Genomic DNA, 26738 nt, shown 5'->3' with positions numbered 1-26738 from the left:
TTCCGGCTTCGTGGACGCGCTCGATACGCAGGGTCTGTGATGCGCGGATCGCGTGGGTGGTGTCGTGGACCGGATGCGTTTCCTGTCAGGTTCATCGTGTCGAAGGCCGACCTTCACCGAACTCGCCCTGCGGTGGGAGACGGATGGCCGTCTCGTACCGGGCCGGCCGGATGAGGAGTGGGCGATCCTTGCGAGCGGTCATCCCTGGCCTGGTCGCTGACCGGGCGGTGCGGGCGCCGCGTCCCGGGCTGCCGCCGGCCCGGCAGTGTCACGTCCGCACCCGGCCTGCCCACACCGCGTCCCAGCGGCGCGGGGGCGGCACGAAGCCCTGGGCCAGGGCGGACCAGGGCCTTGATCGACGGCCAGGAAGGGGGAACGGGTATCCGCGGCCCCGGCGCCCGTGGCACGAGTCCCGTGGGGTCTTTGCAACCCGTGTACGCGTCACCGTGACGAACGCGCCCGGCGCCGGATGGGCACGGTGCGCTCAGGCGGCGGGGGTGAGTTCGGCGCGGCCGAACAACAGCGCGAACCCGGAAGGGAGCTGGTGCAGGATGCGGGTGAGGAGGTCGGGGCCGGCCAGGGCGGCGATGGCGGCGAAGACGGCTCCGGTGTCCCAGCGGGTGGTGGCCAGGGAGGCTTCGGCGCGTGCGGTGAGGTCCTTGATGAAGGCCCAGCCGGTCAAGGGCCGGGTGTCGGGGATCTGAGCGGTGAGGAGGCGTGCGGCTTCGAGGGGCAGACGGGCGGCGCGCTCGTCGCCCGTCAGCTGGCGCCCGGGTCCTGCGACGACCAGACGGATGGCCTCCTCGGCCCGCTCGCGGGTGGGATAGGCGCCTTCGTAGCGGACGTTCACCACCACCTGTTCGTACGACGTCGCGGGCGCAGGCTGCAGCGGGATGCGCGGGTCGGGGAACACTTGCTGTGGTTTCCTTCGGCAGCCGCGCCGCGAGCTGGGCGCGCACCTCGCCGACCAGGTGCGAGGCTCGCGGCGCCGGCGGCGAGACTGACGGCGACGGTGAGGACGTAGTCGACGATGAGGCTGGCCGCAGCCAGCAGGCTGACCGGCCTTGCCCAAGTCCTTTTCGCCACAGCGTAAGCTCCGCCGCCGTCCGGGTGTCCTGGGTGAGCTGAACGGTCGGTCGGCTTGATACCCCCAACGTGCCCGGTAGCCAGTGGATCAGCGGTGGGCGGGAGCTGAGCGGAGCTTGAACGAGAACAACGCGGTCGCCGTGCACATGGAGCTTGCTGGACCGTGGCCAAGAGCGGGCGGTGTGCCGGCGCCTCGCGGGTCGAAGCCCAAGGCAGCGCCCGTGCGGCAGCGTCTGCACGCCGCACCTGCTGACGCAGTGCGTCCGGCGTCTGCGGAGCAGGGGAGGGCGGCTTTCGCGGCATCCTCTTCAGGAGTTCGATCAGCTTGTCGTGACAGTTTGAAACACCCGGGTCGGGTTGCTGGGGGACCGCCACGCGCTTGAACTGGTGGAGGGGTGCACTGCGCAGATCGGGGGTGCATGGACCCGGGATGAGAGCGGGAGGTGTTTTCGGTGCCCGACCGCGACGTGCTCATGATCATCGCTGAGGACGGGCGGGTGATCGAGTGGCGGCGTCTCGCTGAGGAGCTGTTCGGATGGTCCGCCGAGGAGGCCGTCGGCCAGTCCGTCCTCGCGCTGATGCGCGAGATCAGCGCGGGGGACGAAGGGCGCCGAGGCAGCCTCTTCGGCGGAGCCCCGGTACTGGTCACGCCGGAGCTGCGCGGCACTTCCGTTGTCTGGCAGGTACGTGCTGCAGCGGACGCCGTTTCCCAGCAGGACGTGGCGGTCTTGAAGGCCATGTTCACCCAGTCCCCGGTGGGACTGCACGTCCTGGACAGCCAACTCCGCGTGGTCCGCATGAACACCGGCACCCGTTGGCTGCGCGACACGCCCGTGGCAGACCTGCTCGGCAAGCGGTTCACCGAGGCGTTCGAACTCGAAGACCCTGACGAAACGCTCGCGGTGGCTCGCAGGGTCTTGGAGAGCGGAGTGCCGGTACTGAACCTGCTCGTCCGGGCCGGCGAGGCGCCTGGCCTGCACAGACGCCGCATCTACTCCGTCTCCTTCGCCCGCTTGGAGAGCGGCCGCGGGGACGTGCTCGGTCTGCTGGCGTCCGCGGTCGACGTCACCGAGCGTGAGAACGCGCTGAAACGCCTGGCCCTCCTGGACGCGGTCCGCGCGCGGGTGGGGCGGCGGCTGGACGTGCTGGCTGTGTGCCGAGAACTGGTGGACGCCGTAGTGCCTGCCTTCACCGGCATCGCCGTCGTCGAAGTCATCGACGACGTCGTCCGCGGTGAGGACCCTCCACCGGTCCCCGTCCACCAGGACGTTCCCCTACGCCGAACAGCCTTCCGGGGACGGATCTCGGCATACCCGGTCGGAGACGTGTGCCCGCTGCCGTCCGGCACCCCCTACTCGCGCGTACTGTCCGACCTCCGCCCGCGGCTCGTCCCGATCGACGCCGACAGCGCGTGGCTCGCCGCCGACCCAGCCCGAGCGGACTCCATCAGGCGGTCCGATGTCCACTCTCTGATCGTGGCACCGCTGGCATTGCGCGGACATGCCCTGGGCGCAGTCAGCTTCTACCGCCACCAGCAAGAAGATCCCTTCGAGGAGGAGGACCTCCGGCTCGCGTCCGACGTATGCGCGCACGCCGCTCTGTGCATCGACAACGCCCGCCGGTACACCCGCGAGCGGACCATCGCAGCGACTCTCCAGCGCAGGCTTCTGCCCCAGCATCCAGCCACGCCAAGCTCCGTGGAGGTCTGCCACCTGCACTTTCCCGGTCCCGAGGGCGGCGGCGTATGGTTCGACGCGATCGCGCTGCCCGGCGCACGGACCGCGCTGGTCGTCGGCGACGTCGCCGGACGAGGCGTCGCCGCGGCGGCCACCATGGGACAGCTTCGGACGGCCCTCCACTCGCTGGCCCCACTTGACCTGGGGCCCGACGAGCTACTGGCCCGGTTGAGCGACACCGCGATCCGTCTCGCAGCCGAACGGGCCGCACTGCCCCGTGGGGATCCCCTGCGCCATGAGCCGCTCACTGCCGGCTGCGCCATCGCGATCTACGACCCGGTCACTCTCACGTGCACCCTTGCCCGTGCCGGTCTCCCGGAGCCAGTCGTTCTCCTCCCCGACGGCAGTTCGTCCACCGTGGCCGTGCCTCCAGGCCCCCTGCTCGCCGGAGCGGGCCGCGCCCCGTTTCCCGCGACCACGGTCAGCCTCCCCGAAGGCACCACCCTGGCCATGGCCACGGCCCCACTCGCAGACAAGGTCCTGGCAGGTCCACTGCGCCCGCTCCTGGACCGCGGCAGCATGCGGAGTCTTCCCGAGCTGCGTGAGGACATCACGCATGCGCTCACCCACGGCCACCCGACCGACGAGACACTGATGCTGCTCGCCCGTACGAAAGCGCTGCCCTCGGACCAGGTACGGGCCCTCTCCCTGCCGCCGGGCCCCGAAGCCGCCCCGATCGCCCGTGCGGCTGCCCGGTGCCAACTGGATGCCTGGGGTGTGGACGAGGAGATTGCGTTCACCAATGAGCTCATCGTCAGCGAACTCGTAGGCAACGCGGTCCGCCACGGCGCTCCGCCCCTGCAACTACGCCTGATCCTTGACGAGATGCTGACCAGCGAGGTCAGTGACGCCTCGACCTGCGCTCCACACGTGAAACACGCCCGCACCGTCGACGAGACTGGCCGAGGACTGTTCATCGTCGCCACCCTCGCGGAGCAGTGGGGTACCCGCTACTGGGATCAGGGGAAGACCGTCTGGGCAGAGCAACCAAAAGGGAGGACGCCCATGGGGGCACTGTCCTGACAGGACCCAGGCTGCCAACCCAGCGCGGCTTTGGCATGACCGCAAGGTTCTGTACGAACTGCTCACCGGCCGACCCCCGTTCCGAGGCACTTCCTCGATCGCCGTCGTGCAACAGCACTTCAACGCCGTCCCGCTGCCGCCCGCCCAACTGCGCCCCAGACCCCCAGCCTCTCTCCTGCTACCTGCTGCACCTGCTTGCCAAGGCCCCCCCGCACCGACTCAGCGCCGAGCAGGCAGCCAACTGGCTCCATGCGCCGCAGCAGACTCCAGCCCTCGCCGAGCCGCAGAGCACCGCCCCCTGCCCGCGCCGGTTGTCCCCGCACCAGCACGGCCGCCTCCATCGGATCCGCGCGCCGCGCCCTCCCAGCCGCCCGGCCACCGGAGGGCTTACGCCGAAAGCAGCACTGGGCGTCGTCGCGCCGTGGTCCTGTTCGCTTCTGCCGCCGTCATCGGAGCCTCGCTGAACTCAGGAAACGAGGCCGTCAGCGCCTGCGTCGCCGACGACCTTGACATTCGTACCTGTCAGCGTGCCCCGGGCGACTAGAGCGCCGTCCACCGCGGCACCGAACTCGTCGACGACCTCTTCGGCCAGGGCCGGACGCTGAGTAATCAGCACGGGGTGCTGTCTCCAGTGGTTTGGCGCCCCCTAGGTGACGCCGTAGACGCCACGAGGGGTACGGGCGACACGGTCTCCGGTGACCGCGCCGTACTTCCTCGTTGGTGCACGGTGCCCGCAACCTCGGCTGCCTCACGGGATGGGTGTCGGTGCTCGTCCCCGATGGCGTGACGCTGTATTTCCGTCCTCCGGGGTGGGCTGGCGATCGAGGTCACATCGGGGATGGTGAGACCGGATCCCAGCCGGCGGCGAGCGGAACATAGACCATGATCGCCGGTTGGCCAAACCGGCGATGGTGACGACCATTGAAGGTGTTCGCATTCGGCTGAGCTCGGCGGGGGAGGCGTACCGGACAGGGTGGACAGAGCCGCGGGCCCATGGGAGAAGCGAACGGTCCTGTCGCCTGCTGGCCTGATGACCGCGGCGCCCTTCGCCGAAACGCAGCGGCGCCCATGCCTGCGCGGAAGTGTTCCACGCCCTCAAGGAGAGTGAGAGATTTTGTCCGTTCCGATCAAGAAGCTCCCCCCGAATGCGAAGGGGCAGGTCCGGTATCGGTTTGTGGTCGATGTAGGGAGCGATCCCGCTACCGGGAAGCGCAAGCAGTTGACCCGTACCTTCGGCACGCTGAGGGAAGCGAAGGTCGAGTACGCCTGCATCACGAACCGTCGCTACGAGGGGAGGTTCGTCGAGCCCAACAAGATCACGGTGGACGAGTGGCTCGACCAGTGGCTCGACAGGAAGGCGGGGGACCTGGAGGAGAGCACCGTCTACAGCTACACGATGACCCTGGGTCGTGTCCGGGGGAAGCTTGGGCACATCCGGCTTCAGGAACTGACCGAGGACCACGTCGAGGCGTGGATGAGGTGGGCGCTTGGGGAGGGCCGCGTTCGTGGTGGCAAGGCGGGCACGGGGCTGGGGGTGACCTCGGTTGAGATGTCCCTGGCGCGGCTGAAGGAGGCACTGAACCGGGCGGTGGCCCGGCGCCTGGTCGCCGTGAACGTTGCCCAGGAGGTCGCGATCCCTCGGAACGTACGAAAGGCGGAGCGCAGGGCCAAGGCAATGGTGCAGCCCTGGAATGTCGAGGAGATTCATGCCTTCGTGCGCGTGGTGAAGGACAACCGACTCTATGGCGCTTTCCTTCTTTCCCTGATGGGTCTGCGGCCGGCTGAGATCTGCGGCATGCGCTGGGCCGATGTCGACCTGGGCAGGGCCGCCCTGGCCGTTTCCAACACGCGGACCCTGATGGGGAACAGGACCGTGGTGGAGAAGGACACGAAGTCTCTCGCCGCTGAGCGGCAGCTTCCCCTGCCCGATCTGGTCAGGGAGGCGCTGACGTGTTTCAGGGCCATGCAGGTGGCCGAGAAGCTGGCGGCGGGGGAGAGGTATGAGGACAGCGGGTATGTGCTCGTCGACGAACTCGGCAGGGTACTCAACGGGCGGCAGTTGCGTGAGCGGGTGTACAGGGTCATGGACGAGCACGGGCTGCGGCGGGTCCGCTTGTACGACGCTCGCGCGAGTTGCTTCACGTACCTCGCGAACAACGGGGTGCCGGATCACCTCCTGGCCCGCTGGGCCGGGCACACCAACGTCAAGACCACGAAGTGCTGGTATGTGAAGCCGGACGTGGAGGATCTTCGTAAGGCAGCGGATACCTGGGGAGGTCTGGCGAGCGTCTCCACCCCCGCTCCTGCATAGAGTGTGAGATGTGGGAGCGTGAGTGCGTGAGTGAGAAGAACGCCGAAACCCTGCAATACCGCTTTGACGGGCCAGAAGACGCTCCGGTCCTGGTCATGGGAACCTCCCTCGGTGCTACATGGCACATGTGGGACCGGCAGATCCCGGAGCTGATCCAGCAGTGGCGGGTCTTCCGCTACGACCTGCCGGGGCACGGCGGCGCCCCGGCGCATCCGGCCGGTTCCGTGGCCGAGCTGACCGCCCGGCTGCTGCTCACGCTCGACTCCTTCGGCGTGCAGCGCTTCGGCTACGCGGGCTGCGCGCTCGGCGGTGCCGTCGGCATGGAACTGGCGCTGCGGCACCCGGAACGGATCGCCTCCCTCGCGCTGGTCGCCGCCTCGCCCCGGTTCGGGACGGCGGACGAGTTCCGCCAGCGCGGGGTGATCGTGCGGAGCAACGGCCTCGACCCGATCGCCAGAACCTCGCCCGACCGCTGGTTCACCAGTGGGTTCGCCGCTGCACAGCCCGCGATCACCGAGTGGGCCGTCCAGATGGTCCGCACCACCGACCCCGGTTGCTACATCGCCGCCTGCGAGGCCCTGGCCGGCTTCGACGTACGGCACGAACTGGCCATGGTCGGCGTCCCGACGCTCGTCCTCGTCGGCTCCGACGACCAGGTCACCGGCCCCGCCGAGGCCCGCACCCTGGTCGCCGGGATCCCGGACGCCCGGCTCGCGGTGGTACCCGGCGCCTCCCACCTGGTCCCCGTCGAACAGCCCGCCGCCGTCACCGACCTCCTGGTCCGGCACTTCTCCACCGCCTGGCAGCCCGCCTACGACTCGACCACCGGCCAGATGGCCATCCCGGCCGCCCCGGTCAAGCCGGTCCTGCCGGCCGCGCCCCTCGCCGTGCCGCAGGTCGCTCCCCAGGTCACGCCGATCGCCGAGATCGCTCCGGCCGTCGTACCACCGCAGCCGCTCGGCCGGCCCGACCCGTACGACACGGGGCTCAAGGTCCGCCGGGAGGTGCTCGGGGACGCGCATGTGGACCGGGCACTTGCGCAGGCCGACGACTTCTCCGGGGACTTCCAGGAGTTCATCACCCGCTACGCCTGGGGCGAGATCTGGGACCGGCCCGGACTCGACCGGCGCTCGCGCAGCTGTGTCACGATCACCGCGCTGGTCGCGGGCGGCCACCTGGAGGAGCTCGGCTTCCATGTCCGGGCGGCCCTGCGCAACGGCCTCACCCCGGACGAGATCAAGGAAGTGCTGCTGCAGACGGCGGTCTACTGCGGGGTGCCGGCGGCGAACAGCGCGTTCCGGGTCGCCCAGCAGATCATCCGGGAGGAGACCACTCCCGAGGAGTGAGCCGGGTACGTGCAGCACCAGGCTTCGGCACGCGCCGGGTCCGCCTCCGAGGGCAGGATGGTGACCATGAAGCTCACCAAGAAGTCCCACTCGTGCGTGCGCCTGGAGAAGGACGGGCGCACGCTCGTCCTCGACCCCGGAGGGTTCAGCGAGGCGGACGCGGCCGTCGGCGCGGACGCCATCCTGGTCACGCACGAGCACGGCGACCACTTCGACGAGGGGCGGCTGCGGGCCGCCATGGAGGCCGACCCGGCCACCGAGATCTGGACCCTGAAGGCCGTCGCCGACCAGCTCGCGGCGGCCTTCCCGGGCCGGGTGCACACCGTCGGCCACGGCGACACGTTCACCGCGGCCGGCTTCGACGTCCAGGTGCACGGAGAGCTGCACGCGGTGATCCACCCGGACATCCCGCGCATCACCAACGTCGGCTACCTGATCGACGGCGGCAAGGTCTTCCACCCCGGCGACGCCCTCACCGTCCCCGACCACCCGGTCGAGACGCTGATGCTCCCGGTGATGGCCCCCTGGAACAAGATCTCCGAGGTCATCGACTACGTCCGCGAGGTGAAGCCGCGGCGCGCCTACGACATCCACGACGCTCTCCTCACCGACCTCGCGCGCCCGATCTACGACCGCCAGATCGGCGCCCTGGGCGGCGCGGAACACCTGCGGCTGGCCGCGGGAGGCTCGGCGGACGTCTGAAGCAGGTTGTCAGAGGGGCCCGGTAGGTTGTGAGGCATGCGCATCGCGACCTGGAACGTGAACTCGATCACCGCCCGCCTGCCGAGGCTCCTGGCCTGGCTGGAGAGCAGCGGCACCGACGTGCTCTGCCTCCAGGAGGCCAAGCTCGCCGAGGAGCAGTTCCCGTTCGAGCCGCTGCGCGAGCTGGGCTACGAGGCCGCGGTGAACGCGACCGGGCGGTGGAACGGCGTGGCGGTGCTGTCGAAGGTCGGCCTTCAGGACGTCGTCAAGGGCCTGCCCGGCGACCCCGGCTACGACGGGGCCCAGGAGCCCCGCGCGATCTCGGCGACCTGCGGCCCGGTCCGCGTCTGGTCGGTGTACGTGCCCAACGGCCGCGAGGTGGACCACCCGCACTACGCCTACAAGCTCCAGTGGTTCGAGGCGCTGAAGGCCGCCGTCGCCGGCGACGCGGGCGGCAGCCGTCCGTTCGCGGTCCTCGGTGACTACAACGTGGCGCCGACCGACGACGACGTCTTCGACACGGCTGCCTTCGAGGGCCTCACCCATGTCACCCCGGCCGAGCGTGCCGCGCTGACCGCCCTGCGCGAGACCGGCCTGTCCGACGTCGTCCCGCGCCCGCTGAAGTACGACCACCCGTACACCTACTGGGACTACCGCCAGCTCGCCTTCCCCAAGAACCGAGGCATGCGCATCGACCTGGTGTACGGCAACGAGCCGTTCGCCAAGGCCGTCCAGGACGCCTACGTCGACCGTGAGGAGCGCAAGGGCAAGGGTGCGTCCGATCACGCGCCGGTGGTGGTGGACCTGGACGTGTGAGTGTCAGTCTGGGTCCATGAACATCCCATTTCTGGGTAACAGGCACGGCAGGACCGGAGACGCCCCCCACACCGCCGACCCCGATCTGCTCGCCGAGTGCGAGCTGCTGCGTGCCCAGGCGGCCGAGGAGGGCGTCGCGCTCGACGACTCCCCGGCCTCGCTGGAGGCCCTCGACCAGCTGCTGCCGCGCTGGCGCGACGACGAGGAGACCCTGACCTGGCTGGGCACCGACGCGGGCCTGTATCTGGGCACCGTGCTGATCCGGACCGTGCCGGGTGCGGAATGGGAGATCCGGCCGGACGGCGAGCCGGTGGTGCGACTGGCGTCGGGGCGGGAGTTCGAGGTCGTCGCATCCGGCCAGGACTGGGCCGCCAGCGGCGCCCCCGAGCTCTCACAGCTCTATGCCGAGGTCGCCGAGGCCTGATCGGCGGCCTCGCATACGGCGTGAAGCAGCCGCATATGCGGTGTAAATACGGCTAATGCCCGAAAAGTGCGTGTCGTGCCATGAGTCCTCTCAGGGCTGGATAGTTTGCGGCGACCACGACACGGCTGAGAGTGGGTAGGGCTGCGTATGGCCGTCGATCCTCTGATCGAACTGCGGAACGTCAACAAGCACTACGGACAGCTCCATGTCCTGCGCGACATCGATCTCACCGTCGGCAGGGGAGAGGTGGTCGTGGTCATCGGCCCCTCGGGGTCGGGAAAGTCGACGCTGTGCCGGGCCATCAACCGCCTGGAGACCGTCGAGTCCGGGACGATCGTGCTCGACGGGCAGCCGCTTCCCCAGGAGGGCAAGGCCCTCGCGAGGCTCCGCGCCGAGGTCGGCATGGTCTTCCAGTCCTTCAACCTGTTCGCCCACAAGACGGTCCTGCAGAACGTCTCCCTCGCCCAGGTCAAGGTCCGCAGGCGCAAGAGGGACGAGGCCGACCAGCGCTCGCGTGAGCTCCTCGACCGGGTCGGCCTGTCGGCGCACGCCGGGAAGTACCCCGCACAGCTCTCCGGCGGCCAGCAGCAGCGCGTGGCCATCGCCCGCGCCCTCGCCATGGAACCCAAGGTCCTTCTCTTCGACGAGCCCACCTCCGCCCTCGACCCCGAGATGATCAACGAGGTCCTCGAAGTCATGCGGCAGCTCGCCCGGGACGGCATGACCATGATCGTCGTCACCCATGAGATGGGCTTCGCCCGCTCCGCGGCCAACCGTGTCGTCTTCATGGCCGACGGCCGGATCGTCGAGGACCGGGCCCCGGAGGAGTTCTTCACCAACCCGCGCAGCGAGCGCGCCAAGGACTTCCTCTCCAAGATCCTCAAGCACTGAGCGGGGAGCGCCGACCATGTTCCGTACCCCCCGTGTGCCCGCCGCCCCGGCCCTGCTCACCGCGCTGCTAACCGTCGTGGGCGCGGGCCTCACCGGCTGCGGGAAGGAGGGCAGCCCGCCCGGCAAGGGCCCGGCGGCCGACAAGCTCCCCACCTACCAGGTCGCGCAGGGCTTCCGGCTGCCCGACTCACCGACCTGGACCCGGGCGAAGAAGCGCGGCTACTTCGTCGTCGGCGCCAAGGAGGACCAGCCCTACCTGGGGGAGAGGGACCCGGCCACCGGCGTCTACTCGGGCTTCGACATCGAGATCGCCAAGATGATCTCCGCCTCCCTCGGCCTCGACCCGAAGACGATCCGTTTCAAGACCATCGCCTCCGCCAACCGCGAGACCGCACTGCAGAACGGCCAGATCGACTACTACGTCGGCACCTACACCATCAACGACAACCGCAAGAAACTCGTCGGCTTCGCCGGCCCGTACTACATGGCCGGCCAGTCCCTGCTGGTGCGCCGGGACGAGAACGACATCCACGGCCCCGAGGACCTCGACGGCAAACGCGTCTGCTCGGCGGCCGGTTCGACGCCGTACCAGCGGATCAAGGCCGACTATCCGAAGGCGATCCTGGTCGCCTACGACACCTACTCCGTCTGCGTCGACAACCTGCTCACCTACCAGGTCGACGCCGTCACCACCGACGACGCCATCCTCATCGGCTACGCGGCGAAGGCCCCCGGCGAACTCAAGGTCGTCGGCAGACCCTTCTCGAAGGAGCCGTACGGCATCGGTGTCCCCCGGGACGACAACGCCTTGCGCTTCGCGATGAACGACGCACTGGAGGCCCGTCAGAAGAACGGCGACTGGAAGAGGGCGTACGAGGCGACGCTGGGCCTGTCCGGCGTACCCGCACCCGAGCCGCCCCCGATCGACCGCTATCCCGCGAGCTGAGCGAGGACGGCATGAACGTACTCACAGAGAACTTCCACACCTACGCCGAGGGTTTCCTCGGCACCGTCGAACTCACCGTCTACTCCTCGGTGCTGGCCCTCGTCCTGGGCTTCCCGATGGCCTCCTTCCGGGTCGCACCCGTCGGCTCCCTCCGCGTCTTCGGCACCGCCTGGGTCACCGTGCTCCGCAACACCCCGCTCACCCTGCTGTTCTTCGCGGTCCTGCTCGGCCTGCCCCGGTTCGGACTGGTGCTGCCCTTCAAGGTGTTCGCGGTCATCGCGCTCGGCTGCTACACCTCCGCGTTCATCTGCGAGGCCCTGCGCTCCGGCATCAACACCGTGCCCAGAGGACAGGGCGAGGCGGCCCGCAGCCTCGGCATGACCTTCGGACAGACACTCAACCTGGTGATCCTGCCCCAGGCGTTCCGCTCGGTCATCCCGCCGATCGGCTCCACCCTCATCGCGCTCGCCAAGAACTCCGCCATCGCGGGCGCCTTCAGCGTCACCGAACTCCTCGGCACCTACAAGACGTTGGGCGAGCTCGGCTACAACGTCGTCTGGACGTTCGTCTGGATCGCCGTCGGCTACCTCGTCATCACCCTCGCGATCAGCGCCCTGTTCCATCTGATGGAGCGCGAGTGGGGAGTCGCCCGGTGACCGGGGCCGCCGCCGCGCTCTACGACGTCCCCGGCCCCAGGACCCGCCGACGGCACCGCCTCTACGGAGTCCTGGCCACCGTCCTGATCCTCGTCCTGCTCGCCTGGATCCTTTATCTCCTGTTCGACACCGAGCAGTTCACCTACACGAAGTGGATGCCCTTCGAGTACAAGGGGATCCAGGAACTCCTCCTGCGAGGCCTCGGCAACACGCTCAAGGCCTTCGCCGTGGCGGCCGTCCTCTCCCTCGCCCTGGGCGGCCTGCTGGCCACCGGACGGCTCTCGGAGCACCGTCCGGTGCGCTGGGCGGCCACCGTCGTCGTGGAGTTCTTCCGCGCCATGCCCGTCCTCGTGATGATCTTCTTCATCTTCGTGGCGCTGAAGGTCCAGCCGCTGCCCGCCCTGGTCGCCGGACTCACCCTCTACAACGGCTCGGTGCTCGCCGAGGTCTTCCGCTCCGGCGTCGAGAGCGTCGAACGCGGCCAGCGGGAGGCCGCGTTCGCGCTCGGCATGCGCAAGTCCCAGGTCATGGCCCATGTCCTGGTGCCCCAGGCCGTCCGGGCCATGCTGCCCGCCATCATCAGCCAGCTGGTGGTGGCCCTGAAGGACACCTCGCTCGGCTATCTCATCACCTACGAGGAGTTCCTCCATGCCGGGAAACTGATCGCGTCGAACCTCGACTACGATTTGCCGTTCATCCCTGTGGTGATGGTGATCTCGCCGATCTACATCGGGATGTGCATGTTGCTCTCGTGGTCCGCCGGCTGGGTGGCCCGACGGGAGCAGCGCAGTCCCAAGACCGAGGCCGTCGAGGCGGCCCCGGCCGAACCAGGGACGCTGCTGCCCGGTGGGGGTGCCCCCACGGCCCCTCGACCGTAGGAGCAGCAGCCAGGGCCAGGCCCGGCCGGCGGCAGCCGGAGATCACTGCTCGCGCAGCGGGACGGACACGTACGACGGGTCGTCCACCGGCGAGGAGAAGGTCAGCTGCGCGCCGGACGGGTTGTGCTCGATGTAGAGCGGGTCGACCGTGTCGATCACCAGCGCGAGCCGGTGCCCGGCCGGTACGTCGTAGGCGGTGGAGAACAGGTCGAGGTCCACGTCGAACGCCTTGCCGGGCGTGCGGTCGTACCAGGTGTACGGCGCGTGGGTGACCAGCTTGCCGAGGCCGAGCGGGCCCACGTCGTAGAGGTAGGCGACGAGGGTGCCGCTCTCCTTCGTCGGGGTGAGGGTGGTGTGCAGCCGGGCGGTGCCGCGCACCTGCTGTGTACTGCCGTACCGCTCGGACTGCCAGACTGCGGCCCAGCGGCGGGGCAGCAGCGGGATCGAGGCGACCGGCGGCAGCTGGGCGACCTGGTCGAGGAGGCCGGAGAGAAGCACCACCCCGCCGTCCGCGCCCGAGTCGACGTTGGCGTGGATGGTCGTCGCACCGGCGAGGGCGAGCTTCTTCCGGGTGGCGCCCACCGACTTCCAGTCCGGGTAGCCCTCGTAGCCGCCGCTGGTACGGGACTTGAGCTGCACCGGCTGCTCGCGGTCGATGCCGTTGTCCGCGCCCTTGAGATAGTGGTCGAACCAGCGCTCGGTGTCGGTCCACACGTCGTTGGGCAGCCCGAGCAGGCCGGACAGCTCGGCGGTGGCGTGGTCGCCGGGGCGCAGCTCCAGGCGCTTCGGGACCGTCAGCCTGTCGTAGAAGTCGGCGTACTGGTTGGCCGGGAAGATGGAGTCGCTCCAGGCGTTGGCCATGAAGACGGCCGCGCCGTTCTTGTTCAGCTGGTCGAGATAGGTCGCGGGGGAACGTTTCTCCCCCCAGTCGATCATGGCCTGTTCCCGGTCCAGGTTCGAGGCGTAGAAGTCCTTGAAGACCTGCTTGGCCTCCGGGCTCTCGCGGCCGGTCAGGGTCGCCGTGCCGTCCAGGAGCGCGGTCGCCTCGACGTGCTGGGTACGGCCCGAGTAGATCGAGTCGATCAGGTCCGCCCAGCCGCTGAGCGCGCCGACCGCCTTGATCCGCTTGTCGTGCGCGGCGGCCAGCAGGCTGATCCCGGCGCCGTACGACACCCCCGCGATGCCGATGTGCCGGGGATCGGCGCCGGTGTTGGCGAGGGCCCAGTCGATGACCTTGGATACGTCCGCCACGTCCGGCGGACCGGCCACTTCTATCTGCCCGCCGGACTGATAGAACCCGCGCACGTTGTAACTGACCACGATGTAGCCGGAGTCGGCGAGCTTCTGGGCCTGGGCCAGATACTCGACCTGGGGCAGCGACCAGCTCGTGGGCAGCACGATCAGCGGGTAGCGGTGCGTGGCGTCGGCGTCCGCGGGTGCGGCGACGTTCGCCTTCAGCACCGTGCCGCCGTAGCCGGTGATGTCGACGAAGCGGACCGGGGCGGCGGCCTGTGCGGCCGGAGCCAGGCCGACGACGGAACCGGCGATCAGGGCCGCGGCGGCGGCTCCTACGGCGGAGTTACGCAAAGCGGTGGTGCGACGACCGTGTCCCATCGGCCACTCCTCACTCGTGTCAGTGCAAAGTGACCAGACGGTAACCTCGACGCCTTACCGTAAGTAACCCGTCGGTAAGTTACGTGCCGGTAAAGATTGTTGAAGCGTGCAGGCATTCAGGAGGCGCGGTGCGAGGAGGGTGCGGTTTCGGTCGCCGCCGCCGGCAGCGGTGCCTGGGCTGCCCGGGTGACGTCCGCGACGAGTTCGACCACGTCAGGGCCGTACGCCTGCGAGTTGACGACCTTGAGGAGTAGCACAAAGGAGTGGTTGCCGTGCTTGCGGGCGAGCCGCTCGTGGTTGCGGGCGAGATAGCGGGTGGCCGCCTGGTTGGTGATCGCCCGCTGCCCGCAGAAGAGGAACACCGGGCGGGCGTCGGGTCGTTGGCCGACGGTGAGCCGCGCGAGCAGTACGTACTCGGTGATGCCCGGATCCAGACGGTAGCGCTCGGAGCCGATCTGGAAGGCGCCGCGGTCCGGGCCCGGCTCCGGGTCGATGTTGACGCGTACACCGGGCAGCATCGCCGACATGTGCGCGAGCATGCGGCGGTTCGACCCGGGACCGCCCACACAGAACTCGGTGCGCTCGCCGAAGCCCTGCTGGACGTTGTCCTGCGTCACCATCTGCAGGTTCGCCCCGCAGTCCTTGATCAGCGCGGCCAGTTCCAGGAGCGCGAACACGTCGAAACGGTGGACCGCCGGTTCGGAGGTGGCCGGATCGCGGTTGACGACCAGCAGCGACTCCGAGTTCTCCGGCAGCCCGAAGAAGGCCTGCTTGCGGCGCAGCTTCCGCCGCCAGATGTAGGTGCGGGCCAGCCAGCCGAGAGCGGCGCTGATGCCGGCGGCCACCACACCGAGGACAATGTTGCGCAGGTCGTCATTCATGGGCGCGCATGCTAGCGGGCACAGGTGGCCGGAACGTACCCGTGTTCGAAGTGTGGCAGTCATATGACAGTGCCCTGAATGCGCCTGTCGAGGCCCCGGCCCTATGGATACGCTGCGCTGACATTCGTGAACTGGAGGTGCGGATGCGTCGCCCTGTCGCGCGGAAACTGACGGTCCTGGCGGTCTCGGCCGCCGTGGTGTCGGTGGGGGCGGCGGCACCGCCTGCCGCCTCCGGCGGTGCGACCGCCGCGAAGGTCCCGGTGGCCGTCGGCTACGGAGGTGCGGTCGCCAGCGTCGACCAGGACGCCTCCGCGGCCGGTATAGAGGTACTGCGCAAGGGCGGCAACGCGGTCGACGCGGCCGTCGCGACCGCCGCCGCGCTCGGCGTCACCGAGCCCTACTCCTCCGGCGTCGGCGGAGGCGGCTACTTCGTCTACTACGACGCCAAGTCCCGTACGGTGCACACGATCGACGGCCGTGAGACGGCACCCCTCACGGCCGACTCCAACCTGTTCGTGGAGAACGGCCGGCCGCTGGCCTTCGCGGACGCGGTCAGCAGCGGGCTGAGCGTCGGGACACCCGGAACACCCGCCACCTGGCAGACGGCGCTGGACCAGTGGGGCAGCGAACGGCTCGGTACGGTGCTGAAGCCGGCCGAGCGGATCGCCCGCAACGGCTTCGTCGTCGACGACACGTTCCGATCGCAGACCGCCGCGAACGAGACACGGTTCCGGTACTTCCCGGACACCGCGAAGCTGTTCCTGCCGGGCGGCCAGCTGCCGGCGGTCGGTTCCACCTTCAAGAACCCCGATCTCGCCCGCACCTATGAGGAGCTGGGGAAGAAGGGGATCGGGGCGATCTACCGGGGCGACCTGGGCAAGGACATCCTCTCCACGGTCAACAATCCACCGGTGGACCCGAGTTCGGGGTGGAAGGCACGTGCGGGCAAGCTGTCCGCGAAGGATCTGGCCGCCTACCGGGCGAAGCTGCAGGCGCCCACCGAGACCGCGTACCGCGGGCTCAAGGTGTACTCGATAGCGCCCTCGTCGTCGGGTGGCACGACGGTCGGGGAAGCGCTCAACATCCTTGAGAACACCGACCTCTCCAAGGCCAGCGAGGTGCAGTATCTGCACCACTACATCGAGGCGAGCCGGATCTCCTTCGCCGACCGCGGGCGCTGGGTGGGCGACCCCGCGTTCGAGGACGTGCCGACGAAGGGGCTGCTGTCGCAGCGGTACGCCGACGAGCGGGCGGCGCTCATCCACGACGACTCGGTGCTGACGAGTCCGGTCGCACCGGGCGACCCCAATGACCCGGGCTCGACCGGTACGGCGGCGCCGACCACGTACGAGGGGGAGAACACGACCCACCTCACCGTCGCCGACAAGTGGGGGAACGTCGTCTCCTACACGCTCACCATCGAGCAGACCGGCGGCAGCGCGATCACCGTTCCCGGGCGGGGGTTCCTGCTCAACAACGAGCTGACCGACTTCTCGTTCACCCCGGCGAACCCCGCGGTGCACGACCCGAACCTGCCCGGGCCCGGGAAGCGGCCGCGGTCTTCCATCTCGCCGACGATCGTGCTGGACAAGGCGAACCGGCCCGTGGTGGCCGTGGGTTCGCCCGGTGGGGCGACCATCATCACCACCGTGCTCCAGGTGCTGACCGAGTTCATCGACCGGCATCTGCCGTTGGTGGACGCGATCGCGGCGCCCCGTGCATCGCAGCGGAACGCTGCCAAGACCGAGCTTGAGCCGGCGCTGTACAACGACCCCGTGTTGAGGGGGAAGTTGGAGGCGATTGGGCACTCGTTCAGCCTGAATCCGGAGATCGGTGCTGCTACGGGAGTGCAGCGGTTGCCTGGTGGGAAGTGGCTGGCGGCTGCTGAGGCTGTGCGGCGGGGTGGAGGGTCGGCGCAGGTGGTGGATCCCGCGCCGTAGTTGCCGACTGCGGGTGCGTGGGGGCTGGTCGCGCAGTTCCCCGCGCCCCTAAAGGGGCGCTTTCGCCGGGCGGAACTCCAAGTGGCCGCTTGATTCCTCCACCGTCACCTGGCTGCCTTCCGTGATCGTGCCGTCCAGGAGGAGGCGCGACAGCTGGTTGTCGACCTCCCGTTGGATGGTGCGGCGCAGGGGGCGGGCGCCGTACTCCGGCTGGTAGCCGTGTTCCGCCAGCCAGTTGACCGCCTTGTCCGTGAAGTGTGCGGTGATGCCCTGGGCGTGCAGCATGCGGCGGGTGTGTTCCAGCAGGAGTTCGGTGATCTGGCGCAGCTGGTCGCTGGTGAGCTGGCGGAAGACGACGATCTCGTCGATCCGGTTCAGGAACTCCGGGCGGAAGTGTTCGCGGAGCGGGCGCAGGACCTGTTCGCGGCGGGCCTCCTCCGTCGCCTCCTCCCCGCCGGGGCCGAAGCCGATACCGGCGCCGCGCCTGGTGATCGCGTCCGAGCCCAGGTTGCTCGTCATCACGATGACCGTGTTGGTGAAGTCCACCGTGCGGCCCTGGGAGTCGGTGAGGCGGCCGTCGTCCAGGACCTGGAGCAGGATGTTGAAGACGTCCGGGTGGGCCTTCTCGACCTCGTCGAGGAGGAGGAGCGAGTAGGGGTGGCGGCGGACGACCTCGGTGAGCTGGCCCGCCTCCTCGTGGCCGACGTAGCCGGGCGGGGCGCCGACCAGGCGGGAGACCGTGTGGCGCTCCTGGTACTCGCTCATGTCCAGGCGGACCATGCGGTCCTCGCTGCCGAACAGCACCTCGGCGAGCGCGCGGGCCAGTTCGGTCTTGCCGACGCCGGTCGGGCCCAGGAAGAGGAAGCTGCCGATCGGCCGGTTCGGGCTCGCGAGCCCGGCGCGGGAGCGCATGACCGCCTCGGAGACGACGCCGACCGCCTCGTTCTGGCCGACGACCCGCTGGTGCAGATGTGCCTCCAGGCCGAGCAGCCGTTCCTTCTCCTCCTGGGTGAGGCTGCTGACCGGGATACCGGTCTGGCGGGACACCACCTCGGCGATCGCCTCGGCCGTCACCTCCAGGTGCTGGCCCTCGTCCGCCTCGTCCTCGCCGGAGGCCTCGGTGATGCGGGCCTTCAGCCCGCCGATGCGGTCGCGCAGTTGGGTGGCGCGCTCGTACTGCTCGTCCGCGACCGCCTGGTCCTTGTCCCGGGTGAGCTGCTCGATCTCGCGCTCCATCGTCCGTACGTCGCTGCCCTTGGTACGGGCGCCCAGCCGGACCCGGGCGCCCGCCTGGTCGATCAGGTCGATCGCCTTGTCGGGCAGCCGGCGGTCGGTGAGGTAGCGGTCGGAGAGCTCCACGGCGGCGACCAGCGCCTCGTCCGTGTAGCGGACCTGGTGGTGGGCCTCGTAGCGGTCGCGCAGGCCGCGCAGGATCTCGATGGCGTCCGGGACCGTGGGTTCGGGCACCAGGATCGGCTGGAAGCGGCGGGCCAGTGCCGCGTCCTTCTCGATCTTGCGGAACTCCTCCAGTGTGGTCGCGCCCACGATGTGCAGCTCGCCCCGGGCGAGGGCAGGCTTGAGGATGTTGCCCGCGTCCATCGCGCCGCCCTCGCCACCGCCCCCGGCGCCGACCACGGTGTGCAGTTCGTCGATGAAGACGATCAGCTGGTCGGAGTGGGTGCGGATCTCGGTCACGATGTTGGTGAGCCGTTCCTCGAAGTCGCCCCGGAAGCGGGTGCCCGCGACCACGGCCGGCAGGTCGAGGGCGACCACCCGGCGGCACGACAGCACGTCCGGCACGTCCCCGTCGGCGATCCGCTGGGCCAGCCCCTCGACGATCGCCGTCTTGCCGACGCCCGCGTCGCCGATCAGCACCGGGTTGTTCTTGCCGCGCCGGGAGAGCACCTCGATGGTCTGCTCGATCTCGTCGTCGCGGCCGATGACCGGGTCGATCCGGCCCTGCCCGGCCTGCTCGGTCAGGTCGCGGCCGTACTTGTCGAGCGTCGGCGTGTTCGTACGGCGCCGATGGTCCGTTCCGGGCAGGGCACGGTCGGTCTCCGCGGTGTCCTGCGGCAGCCCTGCGGCGTAGCGGGCGGCGTTCAGGATGTGCCCGGCGGCCGAGTCGGGGTTCGCGGCGAGCGCGCCCAGCACGTGCTCGGGGCCGATGTACCCGGTGCCGCTGGCCCGGGCCAATTCGTGCGCGTCCAGCAGCGCCCGCTTCACGGCGGGGGTCAGCGAGAGGGAGGTCGGCGGGGGAGCCTGGCCGGGCGAGTGCTGGACCGGCCCCGCGCGGTCGTCGATCTCCGTCGCCAGCGAGTCCGGATCCGCGCCGGACCTGCTCAGCAGGGAGCGGGTCGGCTCCGCGGAGAGGGCCGCGCGCAGCAGATGCTCGGTGTCGAGGTCCCGGCTGCCGTGCTCGGCGGCGTACTGGGCGGCGCCTTTGACCAGTTCCCTGGCCGGCTGGCTCAGCAGCCTGCCGATGTCGATCTGGCGGGGACCCTGCCGTGCTCCGCCGCCGCCGAAGAAGCGTGCGAGGAAGTCGCCGAAGGGGTCCTGTCCGTAGTCGCCCGGTCCGGGGTAGCCGCTGGTCATGAGCGTTCGTTCCGTTCCGGCGTCCCGGCGCCTTGGGGGACGCGCTCGCTGGTCGACGTGCCGGCCCACGCGGGTGCCCCTGCAGGGCTCGGTCACACCACCTTCGCACGCCCGCCGGAGGGGGGCACGTCCAGCAGTTCGGGCAGCGGCCCGACGGGCAGGACGGCATCGGCCTGGACGGCGAGTTGCGGGTCGTGCGTGATGAGGAACGTGGTGCGGGACGCCATCAGCCGGCGCAGCGGCTCCATCACACGGCGGGCGGACTCGGCGTCCAGGCCCGTCGTCGGCTCGTCCAGGACGAGGACCGGGGTGTCGCGCACCAGCGCCCGCGCGATGGCCACCCGCCGCTGCTGGCCGCCGGACAGCTGCCGTCCGCCGGGGCCCACGGCGGTGTCGTAGCCGTCGGGCATACGGTGGGCGAAGCCGGCCACGTCGGCACCCGGTCGCGTTCGGTGTCGTGCCGGTTGTACGCCTGGACGACGGGCATGTTCGCGAGGTTCTCGTCGAGCGCGTCGACCAGTTCCCCGTACCGGTCGCGCTCCGCGCGCGACAGCGTCCGGATCGGCCGGGACAGCCGGCGCGTGCCCAGCCACAGCACCGGGGCCGCGGCGAAGGTGAGCAGGGCCAGCTCCCAGCGCAGCCACAGCGCGGCTCCGGCGAAGAAGAGCAGGCTGACGGCGGTGTTGAGCAGCTTTACCGGGCCGGAGGCGACCACGTGCTCCGCCTCGTCGATGTCCCCGGTGAACCGGGCCAGCAGGTCGCCCGGCGGATTGTTCTCGTAGTAGTGCGGGGGCAGCCGCTGGGCGTGCTGGAACACCTCGTCGCGGCAGCGGAGCCGGAACCCCTCCTCGGCACGGGTGGTCAGCTGATGGGCCGCGAATGTCACGGCCGCGCCCAGCAGGGCCACCGTGAGCCACAGCCCGGCCGGTCTCCAGAATTTCGTCGGATCGGCCGAGGTGAGTACTTTGTCGGTGAGATAGGAGAAAACCTGAATGGCCGCCGTGCCACATGCGACGGAAATCGTCTGGCACGGTACGGCGGTCCGGAGGTGAATTCTTTCGGGCCGGGTGAGCGGCCACAGTCTGCGAAATGCGGTGGCCGGGGAGATCTTCGCGTGCCGCCGGAACATCGCCTTCCTTCCACCCCGGGTCACCCCGAGTCGCCTCGGGCACGGACCGGCGGAGGAGAGTGTTCCTCCGCCGGTCAGCCTGCCACGGACGGTGTTACGTCAGGAGATCAGCGGCCGTTGGTATTCGGCCGGGGCGGCCGCTGACCCTGGGGCGGAGGCGGCGGAGGTACCGGGCGCCGCCGCGTGGGCCGGGGGACCGGTACTCGCATGCGCACGTTTTCCATGAGAACTCCTTCGCTGATTTGGGCGGCCTTTTCTCCGCCCGCCACGGATATGTATACGGGCGCATTACGGCGGCTGCTCGGTGACATAGGGAATTCATGGGTCGGCACGCGGTTATTGGAGACGCTCGGGGACGGGCTGTGTCACGCCTTTGAATTCCGCTCGGTGAGGACCCGCGGCCCGGCCTCCGTGACCGCCACCGTGTGCTCGGCGTGGGCGGCGCGGGAGCCGTCGTCCGTGCGCAGTGTCCAGCCGTCGGGGGCCGCGTGGTAGCCGTCGCGGCCGCTGCCGATCAGCATGGGCTCGATCGCGATGACCAGGCCCTGGCGGAGCGGGAGACCGCGGCCGGGGCGGCCCTCGTTCGGTACCCCCGGGTCCTCGTGCATACGGCGGCCGATGCCGTGTCCGCCGAAGTCCTGCGGGATGCCGTAGCCGGCCTCCCGGCACACCCGGCCGATCGCGTGCGCGATGTCGCCGATGCGGTTGCCGACGACCGCCGCCGCGATGCCCGCCGCCAGCGCCCGCTCGGCCGTCTCGATCAGCCGGACGTCCGCGGGGCGCGGTCTGCCGACCGTGAAGCTGATCGCCGAGTCGCCTGCCCAGCCGTCCAGTACCGCGCCGCAGTCGATGGAGACCAGGTCGCCGTCGCGCAGCCGGTACGCGGTCGGGATGCCGTGCACGATCGCGTCGTTCACGGAGGCGCAGATGACCGCCGGGAACGGGGTGGGCGCGAAGGAGGGCCGGTAGCCGAGGAAGGGGGAGGAGGCTCCGGCCGTACGCAGCACCTCCCGGGCCACCTCGTCCAGTTCGAGCAGGGAGACGCCGACGTCGGCGGCCTCCCGCACGGCCGTCAGGGCCCGCCCGACCACCTGCCCGGCCTCGTACATGGCGTCGATCGATGTGTCTGTCTTCAGTTCCACCATGCCAATTAATATACCGGCTTACTCGACCGGGTTAGAATGACGGCATGGTACGCACCCCTCTCACCCCGGAAGAGCGTGAACGCGGCGAACGGCTCGGGCGGTTGCTGCGCGAGGCGCGCGGTGGCCGGAGCATGACGGAGGTGGCGGCCGAGGCCGGCATCTCGGCCGAGACCCTCCGCAAGATCGAGACCGGCCGGGCGCCGACCCCGGCGTTCTTCACCGTCGCCGCACTGGCCCGCGCCCTCGGCCTGTCCATGGACGAGCTGGTCCGGCGCTGCGCCCTGGTCGCCGCCTGACGCGCATCGGTCAAGATCCCGCAATGAGGGCTCTGCACGCCCGCTGAAAACTCCCCGTAGCAGCCCCGTAACACGACTGGTGTTGCCTACGGAGCCGGAGTGTTCCGGGCCGGCGGGAGTTGCGGGAGGTGAGCGATGGCGGTGAATCAGCTCCCGGGCAGAATAAGGGAGTTCGCGAACTACCTGAACGGCCTGCTGGCGCGCCTGGACCAGGGCGGCGGCTGGTGCGCGGTGTTCTGGCAGCGCGACCCGGACGGTATGCAGGCCTGCCTCGGCGGGCGTGAGGTGCCGCCCTGGGACGTCGTGGAGGCGCTCCTCCAGGACCTCGCGATCGCCTACGGCACCGAGGCCGCCGCACACGAGGCCGAACAGGCCCGGCCGCTGCACGCGAGCGCCCTCACCGCACACGACGCCCGACCCGGCGCCCGGGAGGACCTGAGCGACCGCCTCGACGGCACGCTCCGCGAACAGCGGTACGCCGCCGAACGGCTGGACCGGCTCGGCCGCGCGCTCGGCTCCGCGCACTCCCACGAGGCGGCCGAGGCCCTCACCGTCGACCTCGCCTGGGCCCGCGACGACCACGAACGGGCCTCCGCCCGGTGCGCCGAACTCCGGGCGCGGCTGGAGCGACTGGACACACGGGCCGACGTCGGGGACCTGCGGGGGAGCGCGCCGCGGCTACCTCAGGGCCGAGCAGGCAGGGCCGTACTCCGCGCCGACGACGAGTTCCCGACGAGCGTGACTCCGGTGAGCGGAGCGGCGGCCGGCGAGCCCGTGCCGGATGGGGCGTCGGTGTTCGGGGCCGCGGCGAACCGGTCGGTGGCCGATGATTCCGCGGCCGGTGGATCGCTCGCGTTCGAGTCCATGGCGGACGAGGCCACCGTGTTCGGCTCTCCGCCGCGTGGGCCCGCTGCCCCCGGCCACGCGTCCTACGATCCGCGGGCCGACTTCGCCGCAGCCGAACCGGCGGCCGGCCACTCGGCGGCGGCGTCCGGGACCGGCGCCACGAGGTACGGCCGTCGGGTCGAGCCCACCGCTGACGACGGCACACCCGCATCGGCCCCCGTCCCTGCCCCCGCTCCCGCCAAGCAGCGCAAGCGGCGGCGGGGCAGCGCCCGGTTCGCGGGTATGGCGACGGACGAGGCCGAGCCCTCGGCCGTACCGCAGACCCCCGAAGTGCCCGTGCCCACCGCCCCCACCGGCCGCCGCACCCCGCGCGGGGCCAGGTTCGCAGGGGCCGCCGAGGCGCCGGTGCAGCCGGAGCCCGTGGTCGAGCGGCCCGACCAGGAGGCGGGGCAGGCCGTGGCCGAGGCCGTGGAGCAGCTGGTACGGCTGCGTGCGGAGGGCCGCACCGGCGAGGCGCACGCACTCCTGGCCGAGGTCGCGCAGTGGCCCGCCGCCCGGCTCCCGCGGCTCGCGGACGCCCTTCGGCGGGCCGGACTCGGCGCCGACTGGGCCACGCTGCTGTGGGAGGCGGCCTCGCTGCCGCCCGCCCGGCTGGTGGCGGTCGCCGACGCCCTGTCCGCCGCGGGCCGGACCGCCGACGGCAGCCAGATACTGCGTCAGGGCGTGGTCCGCCCCGCCACGGAGATGGGCGAGGCGGTCCTCGCCCTGGACACGGAGGGCCGCCACCGCGAGGCCCGGGCTCTGCTGGACGCCTACGTCCAGGTCCGCACCCCGGAGGAGGCGGCCCACTGTGCGGAGCCGGACCCGCACCGTCTGGTCCCGCTGCTCCTCGACTCGGCACAGACGATCTCGGAGCAACGCCACTGGGACCTGCTGCACGCGCTCAGGGTGGCGGGCTTCGCCTCTTGAGGGGCTTGGGCTCGGGCGCCCCTCCAGGGGCGCCGGGGGTACCCCCGGCCGAAGGCTGGGGGAGGAACTGCGCGATCAACCACGGCGTACCCGCATCCGGCCGGCGTCTTGAAGCCCCACGGCGCAGACCTCTGACTCCTCCACCAGGGTAGGAAACGCGATCGACTCGGCGGCTTAACGACGATGGTCTTGGCAAGGACTCCGAGGAGGCTTACGTTCGACCCTCTACGGGCGTAGAAGGAGCAGCTCATGGCCAACGTCGTACGCGCCGCTCTGGTCCAGGCCACCTGGACCGGTGACACCGAGTCCATGGTGGCGAAACACGAGGTGTACGCCCGCGAGGCGGCCCGCCAGGGTGCGAAGATCATCGGATTTCAGGAAGTCTTCAACGCCCCCTACTTCTGCCAGGTCCAGGAACCCGAGCACTACCGCTGGGCCGAGCCGGTCCCGGACGGTCCGACGGTCGGCCGTATGCAGGAACTGGCCCGCGAGACCGGCATGGTGGTCGTCGTGCCGGTCTTCGAGGTCGAGCAGTCAGGCTTCTACTACAACACCGCCGCCGTGATCGACGCCGACGGCACCTTCCTCGGCAAATACCGCAAGCACCACATCCCGCAGGTCAAGGGCTTCTGGGAGAAGTACTACTTCAAGCCCGGCAACGTCGGGTGGCCGGTCTTCGACACCGCCGTCGGCAAGGTCGGCGTGTACATCTGCTACGACCGCCACTTCCCGGAGGGCTGGCGCCAACTCGGCCTCAACGGCGCCCAGCTGGTCTACAACCCGTCGGCCACCTCGCGCGGTCTGTCGGCCTACCTCTGGCAGCTGGAGCAGCCGGCCGCCGCCGTCGCCAACGAGTACTTCATCGCCGCCATCAACCGGGTGGGTCAGGAGGAGTACGGGGACAACGATTTCTACGGGACAAGCTATTTCGTTGATCCACGTGGGCAGTTCGTGGGGGAGGTGGCGAGCGACAAGGGCGAGGAACTCGTCGTTCGCGACCTCGACTTCGATCTGATCGAAGAAGTGCGGCAACAGTGGGCCTTCTACCGCGACCGCCGTCCCGATGCCTACGAAGGGCTGGTACAGCCGTGAACGACCTCTTCGCCCGCCACCGCCAGGTCCTGCCCGACTGGCTGGCGCTCTACTACGACGAGCCGCTGGAGATCACGCACGGCGAGGGCCGGCACGTCTGGGACGCGGAGGGCAACCGCTACCTGGACTTCTTCGGCGGCATCCTCACCACGATGACCGCGCACGCGCTCCCCGAGGTGACGAAGGCGGTGACCGAGCAGGCCGGCCGGATCCTCCACTCCTCCACGCTCTACCTCAACCGCCCGATGGTCGAACTAGCAGAGCGCATCGCCCAGTTGAGTGGCATCCCGGACGCCCGGGTCTTCTTCACCACCTCCGGTACCGAGGCCAACGACACGGCGCTGCTGCTCGCGACGACGTACCGCAGGACCAACACGATCCTGGCGATGCGCAACAGCTACCACGGCCGCTCCTTCAGCTCGGTCGGCATCACCGGCAACAAGGGCTGGTCCCCGACCTCCCTGTCCCCGCTCCAGACGCTGTACGTCCACGGCGGCGTCCGCACCCGCGGCCCGTTCGCCGAGCTGAACGACCGTGACTTCATCGCCGCCTGCGTCGACGACCTGCGCGACCTCCTCGGCCACACCCGTGCGCCGGCCGCGCTGATCGCCGAGCCCATCCAGGGCGTCGGCGGCTTCACCTCCCCGCCCGACGGGCTGTACGCGGCCTTCCGCAAGGTCCTCCAGGAGCAGGGCATCCTCTGGATCGCCGACGAGGTGCAGACCGGCTGGGGCCGCACCGGCGAGCATTTCTGGGGCTGGCAGGCGCACGGCCAGAGCGGCCCGCCGGACATCCTCACCTTCGCCAAGGGCATCGGCAACGGCAGTTCCATCGGCGGTGTGGTGGCCCGCGCCGAGATCATGAACTGCCTGGACTCCAACAGCATCTCGACGTTCGGCGGCACCCAGATCACCATGGCGGCCGGCCTCGCCAACCTGTCGTACCTCCTGGAACACGACCTCCAGGGCAACGCCCGCCGCGTCGGAGGCCTCCTCATCGAACGCCTCCGCGCCGTCGCCGCCCAACTGCCCGGCGTGCGGGAGGTCCGGGGACGCGGCCTGATGATCGGCATCGAACTGGTCAAGCCCGGCACGGACGAGGCCGACCCCAAGTCCGCGTCCGCCGTCCTGGAAGCGGCCAGGGAGGCCGGCCTCCTGATCGGCAAGGGCGGCGGCCACAACACGAGCGCGTTGCGCATCGCGCCGCCGCTGTCCCTGACGGTGGCGGAGGCGGAGGAGGGCGCGACGATTCTCGAACAGGCCTTGAGGAGCGCCTACTAGGCGCTCTGCAGGAAGCGCCGCGGCCTGCCGTGTGTCGACTGCGGCGCCGTCGTGGCCGGTCGCGCAGTTCCTCCCCCAGCCTTCGGCCGGGGGTACCCCCAGCGCCCCTGAAGGGGCGCTGCCTGAGGCCCCGTAAGGG

At 70.2% G+C, this 26738-nt stretch carries 22 protein-coding genes and 2 pseudogenes; 15 read left to right on the top strand and 9 right to left on the bottom strand.

Annotation, left to right across the window (positions count from 1 at the left end; translation table 11 throughout):
- Positions 1 to 484: 484 nt before the first annotated feature.
- A complete protein-coding gene (locus ACIRR9_RS36675) occupies positions 485 to 913 on the bottom strand; it encodes a DUF2267 domain-containing protein (protein WP_403761079.1) in 429 nt (142 codons plus the stop codon).
- A gap of 625 nt (positions 914 to 1538) precedes the next feature.
- Between ACIRR9_RS36675 and ACIRR9_RS36670 the strand changes: the two genes are divergently transcribed.
- Positions 1539 to 3845 (top strand): SpoIIE family protein phosphatase, encoded by a 2307-nt coding sequence (locus ACIRR9_RS36670; RefSeq protein ID WP_403761078.1) that lies wholly within the window; start codon positions 1539 to 1541, stop codon positions 3843 to 3845.
- A 466-nt stretch (positions 3846 to 4311) separates the two neighbouring features.
- On the opposite strand, the gene ACIRR9_RS36665 is transcribed toward ACIRR9_RS36670, so the two are convergent.
- The gene (locus ACIRR9_RS36665; protein ID WP_403761076.1) at positions 4312 to 4461 is read right to left on the bottom strand and encodes a hypothetical protein; all 150 of its coding nucleotides are present in this window, start codon (positions 4459 to 4461) and stop codon (positions 4312 to 4314) included.
- Between the two features lie 498 nt (positions 4462 to 4959).
- Here ACIRR9_RS36665 and ACIRR9_RS36660 point away from each other — a divergent pair, with 498 nt between their 5' ends.
- The 9 genes from ACIRR9_RS36660 to ACIRR9_RS36620 all read left to right on the top strand — a co-directional run bounded on the left by ACIRR9_RS36660 (position 4960) and on the right by ACIRR9_RS36620 (position 12815).
- Positions 4960 to 6156, top strand: coding sequence for a tyrosine-type recombinase/integrase (locus tag ACIRR9_RS36660; RefSeq protein ID WP_403761074.1), 1197 nt, complete (start codon positions 4960 to 4962; stop codon positions 6154 to 6156).
- Between the two features lie 8 nt (positions 6157 to 6164).
- Entirely contained in the window at positions 6165 to 7502 is a 1338-nt protein-coding gene (pcaC, locus tag ACIRR9_RS36655) for a 4-carboxymuconolactone decarboxylase (protein WP_403761071.1), read from the top strand.
- Between the two features lie 66 nt (positions 7503 to 7568).
- Positions 7569 to 8204, top strand: coding sequence for an MBL fold metallo-hydrolase (locus tag ACIRR9_RS36650; RefSeq protein WP_403761068.1), 636 nt, complete (start codon positions 7569 to 7571; stop codon positions 8202 to 8204).
- A gap of 36 nt (positions 8205 to 8240) precedes the next feature.
- On the top strand, positions 8241 to 9020 hold the full coding sequence (locus ACIRR9_RS36645; RefSeq protein WP_365351799.1) for an exodeoxyribonuclease III: 780 nt from the start codon (positions 8241 to 8243) through the stop codon (positions 9018 to 9020).
- A 16-nt stretch (positions 9021 to 9036) separates the two neighbouring features.
- Positions 9037 to 9444 (top strand): DUF6278 family protein, encoded by a 408-nt coding sequence (locus ACIRR9_RS36640; RefSeq protein ID WP_403761065.1) that lies wholly within the window; start codon positions 9037 to 9039, stop codon positions 9442 to 9444.
- Between the two features lie 147 nt (positions 9445 to 9591).
- Entirely contained in the window at positions 9592 to 10335 is a 744-nt protein-coding gene (locus tag ACIRR9_RS36635) for an amino acid ABC transporter ATP-binding protein (protein ID WP_403761062.1), read from the top strand.
- 16 nt (positions 10336 to 10351) lie between these two features.
- Positions 10352 to 11281, top strand: coding sequence for a glutamate ABC transporter substrate-binding protein (locus ACIRR9_RS36630; RefSeq protein ID WP_403761059.1), 930 nt, complete (start codon positions 10352 to 10354; stop codon positions 11279 to 11281).
- Positions 11282 to 11292: 11 nt separating this feature from the next.
- Positions 11293 to 11937, top strand: a complete 645-nt coding sequence (locus tag ACIRR9_RS36625; RefSeq protein WP_403761056.1) for an amino acid ABC transporter permease — start codon at positions 11293 to 11295, stop codon at positions 11935 to 11937.
- The gene (locus ACIRR9_RS36620; protein WP_403761053.1) at positions 11934 to 12815 is read left to right on the top strand and encodes an amino acid ABC transporter permease; all 882 of its coding nucleotides are present in this window, start codon (positions 11934 to 11936) and stop codon (positions 12813 to 12815) included. Before ACIRR9_RS36625 ends, ACIRR9_RS36620 begins: the two co-directional genes overlap by 4 nt.
- Before the next feature lie 42 nt (positions 12816 to 12857).
- On the opposite strand, the gene ACIRR9_RS36615 is transcribed toward ACIRR9_RS36620, so the two are convergent.
- Both ACIRR9_RS36615 and ACIRR9_RS36610 read right to left on the bottom strand, forming a co-directional pair.
- Entirely contained in the window at positions 12858 to 14429 is a 1572-nt protein-coding gene (locus ACIRR9_RS36615; RefSeq protein ID WP_403761050.1) for a CocE/NonD family hydrolase, read from the bottom strand.
- Positions 14430 to 14545: 116 nt separating this feature from the next.
- Positions 14546 to 15310 carry a hypothetical protein gene (locus ACIRR9_RS36610; protein WP_403761047.1) on the bottom strand — a complete coding sequence of 255 codons (765 nt, stop codon included), beginning with the start codon at positions 15308 to 15310 and terminating at the stop codon, positions 14546 to 14548.
- A 143-nt stretch (positions 15311 to 15453) separates the two neighbouring features.
- Between ACIRR9_RS36610 and ggt the strand changes: the two genes are divergently transcribed.
- Positions 15454 to 17250, top strand: coding sequence for a gamma-glutamyltransferase (gene ggt, locus ACIRR9_RS36605; RefSeq protein ID WP_403761045.1), 1797 nt, complete (start codon positions 15454 to 15456; stop codon positions 17248 to 17250).
- 48 nt (positions 17251 to 17298) lie between these two features.
- Here the strand turns inward: ggt and ACIRR9_RS36600 are convergent, their stop codons facing one another.
- The 5 genes and pseudogenes from ACIRR9_RS36600 to map all read right to left on the bottom strand — a co-directional run bounded on the left by ACIRR9_RS36600 (position 17299) and on the right by map (position 22116).
- Positions 17299 to 19842: an ATP-dependent Clp protease ATP-binding subunit gene (locus tag ACIRR9_RS36600; protein WP_403761042.1), complete on the bottom strand. Its 2544-nt coding sequence runs from the start codon at positions 19840 to 19842 to the stop codon at positions 17299 to 17301.
- 92 nt (positions 19843 to 19934) lie between these two features.
- The gene (locus ACIRR9_RS36595) at positions 19935 to 20093 is read right to left on the bottom strand and encodes a hypothetical protein (RefSeq protein WP_385682105.1); all 159 of its coding nucleotides are present in this window, start codon (positions 20091 to 20093) and stop codon (positions 19935 to 19937) included.
- Between the two features lie 87 nt (positions 20094 to 20180).
- Positions 20181 to 20252 (bottom strand): annotated as a pseudogene (locus ACIRR9_RS36590) (hypothetical protein); the annotation flags it as partial.
- Positions 20253 to 20341: 89 nt separating this feature from the next.
- Positions 20342 to 20971, bottom strand: a pseudogene (locus ACIRR9_RS36585) (ABC transporter transmembrane domain-containing protein); the annotation flags it as partial.
- Between the two features lie 365 nt (positions 20972 to 21336).
- The gene (gene map / locus ACIRR9_RS36580) at positions 21337 to 22116 is read right to left on the bottom strand and encodes a type I methionyl aminopeptidase (RefSeq protein WP_365351782.1); all 780 of its coding nucleotides are present in this window, start codon (positions 22114 to 22116) and stop codon (positions 21337 to 21339) included.
- 44 nt (positions 22117 to 22160) lie between these two features.
- On the opposite strand from map, the gene ACIRR9_RS36575 reads away from it, so the two are divergent.
- The 4 genes from ACIRR9_RS36575 (at position 22161) to ACIRR9_RS36560 (ending at position 26599) form a co-directional block, all read left to right on the top strand.
- Positions 22161 to 22412, top strand: coding sequence for a helix-turn-helix domain-containing protein (locus ACIRR9_RS36575; protein WP_403761039.1), 252 nt, complete (start codon positions 22161 to 22163; stop codon positions 22410 to 22412).
- A 135-nt stretch (positions 22413 to 22547) separates the two neighbouring features.
- Positions 22548 to 24227, top strand: coding sequence for a hypothetical protein (locus ACIRR9_RS36570; RefSeq protein WP_403761036.1), 1680 nt, complete (start codon positions 22548 to 22550; stop codon positions 24225 to 24227).
- A gap of 249 nt (positions 24228 to 24476) precedes the next feature.
- On the top strand, positions 24477 to 25319 hold the full coding sequence (locus ACIRR9_RS36565) for a nitrilase-related carbon-nitrogen hydrolase (protein WP_403761033.1): 843 nt from the start codon (positions 24477 to 24479) through the stop codon (positions 25317 to 25319).
- Positions 25316 to 26599, top strand: coding sequence for an aspartate aminotransferase family protein (locus tag ACIRR9_RS36560; RefSeq protein ID WP_403761030.1), 1284 nt, complete (start codon positions 25316 to 25318; stop codon positions 26597 to 26599). Before ACIRR9_RS36565 ends, ACIRR9_RS36560 begins: the two co-directional genes overlap by 4 nt.
- Positions 26600 to 26738: the final 139 nt, after the last annotated feature.

The sequence above is a fragment of the Streptomyces sp. NPDC101234 genome (assembly GCF_044767525.1).
Classification (GTDB): Bacteria; Actinomycetota; Actinomycetes; order Streptomycetales; family Streptomycetaceae; genus Streptomyces; species Streptomyces sasae.
Note: the sequence above shows the minus strand (reverse complement) of the source record. Positions and strands in the feature narration are given on the sequence as shown.

Bases quoted from the DNA above. Each gene is read 5' to 3' on its own strand.
- pcaC (WP_403761071.1), top strand. From the start codon at position 6,165: ATGTGGGAGCGTGAGTGCGTGAGTGAGAAGAACGCCGAAACCCTGCAA.
- ACIRR9_RS36650 (WP_403761068.1), top strand. From the start codon at position 7,569: ATGAAGCTCACCAAGAAGTCCCACTCGTGCGTGCGCCTGGAGAAGGAC.
- ACIRR9_RS36645 (WP_365351799.1), top strand. From the start codon at position 8,241: ATGCGCATCGCGACCTGGAACGTGAACTCGATCACCGCCCGCCTGCCG.
- ACIRR9_RS36640 (WP_403761065.1), top strand. From the start codon at position 9,037: ATGAACATCCCATTTCTGGGTAACAGGCACGGCAGGACCGGAGACGCC.
- ACIRR9_RS36635 (WP_403761062.1), top strand. From the start codon at position 9,592: ATGGCCGTCGATCCTCTGATCGAACTGCGGAACGTCAACAAGCACTAC.
- ACIRR9_RS36630 (WP_403761059.1), top strand. From the start codon at position 10,352: ATGTTCCGTACCCCCCGTGTGCCCGCCGCCCCGGCCCTGCTCACCGCG.
- ACIRR9_RS36625 (WP_403761056.1), top strand. From the start codon at position 11,293: ATGAACGTACTCACAGAGAACTTCCACACCTACGCCGAGGGTTTCCTC.
- ACIRR9_RS36615 (WP_403761050.1), bottom strand. From the start codon at position 14,429: ATGGGACACGGTCGTCGCACCACCGCTTTGCGTAACTCCGCCGTAGGA.
- ACIRR9_RS36610 (WP_403761047.1), bottom strand. From the start codon at position 15,310: ATGAATGACGACCTGCGCAACATTGTCCTCGGTGTGGTGGCCGCCGGC.
- ggt (WP_403761045.1), top strand. From the start codon at position 15,454: ATGCGTCGCCCTGTCGCGCGGAAACTGACGGTCCTGGCGGTCTCGGCC.
- ACIRR9_RS36600 (WP_403761042.1), bottom strand. From the start codon at position 19,842: ATGACCAGCGGCTACCCCGGACCGGGCGACTACGGACAGGACCCCTTC.
- map (WP_365351782.1), bottom strand. From the start codon at position 22,116: ATGGTGGAACTGAAGACAGACACATCGATCGACGCCATGTACGAGGCC.
- ACIRR9_RS36575 (WP_403761039.1), top strand. From the start codon at position 22,161: ATGGTACGCACCCCTCTCACCCCGGAAGAGCGTGAACGCGGCGAACGG.
- ACIRR9_RS36570 (WP_403761036.1), top strand. From the start codon at position 22,548: ATGGCGGTGAATCAGCTCCCGGGCAGAATAAGGGAGTTCGCGAACTAC.
- ACIRR9_RS36565 (WP_403761033.1), top strand. From the start codon at position 24,477: ATGGCCAACGTCGTACGCGCCGCTCTGGTCCAGGCCACCTGGACCGGT.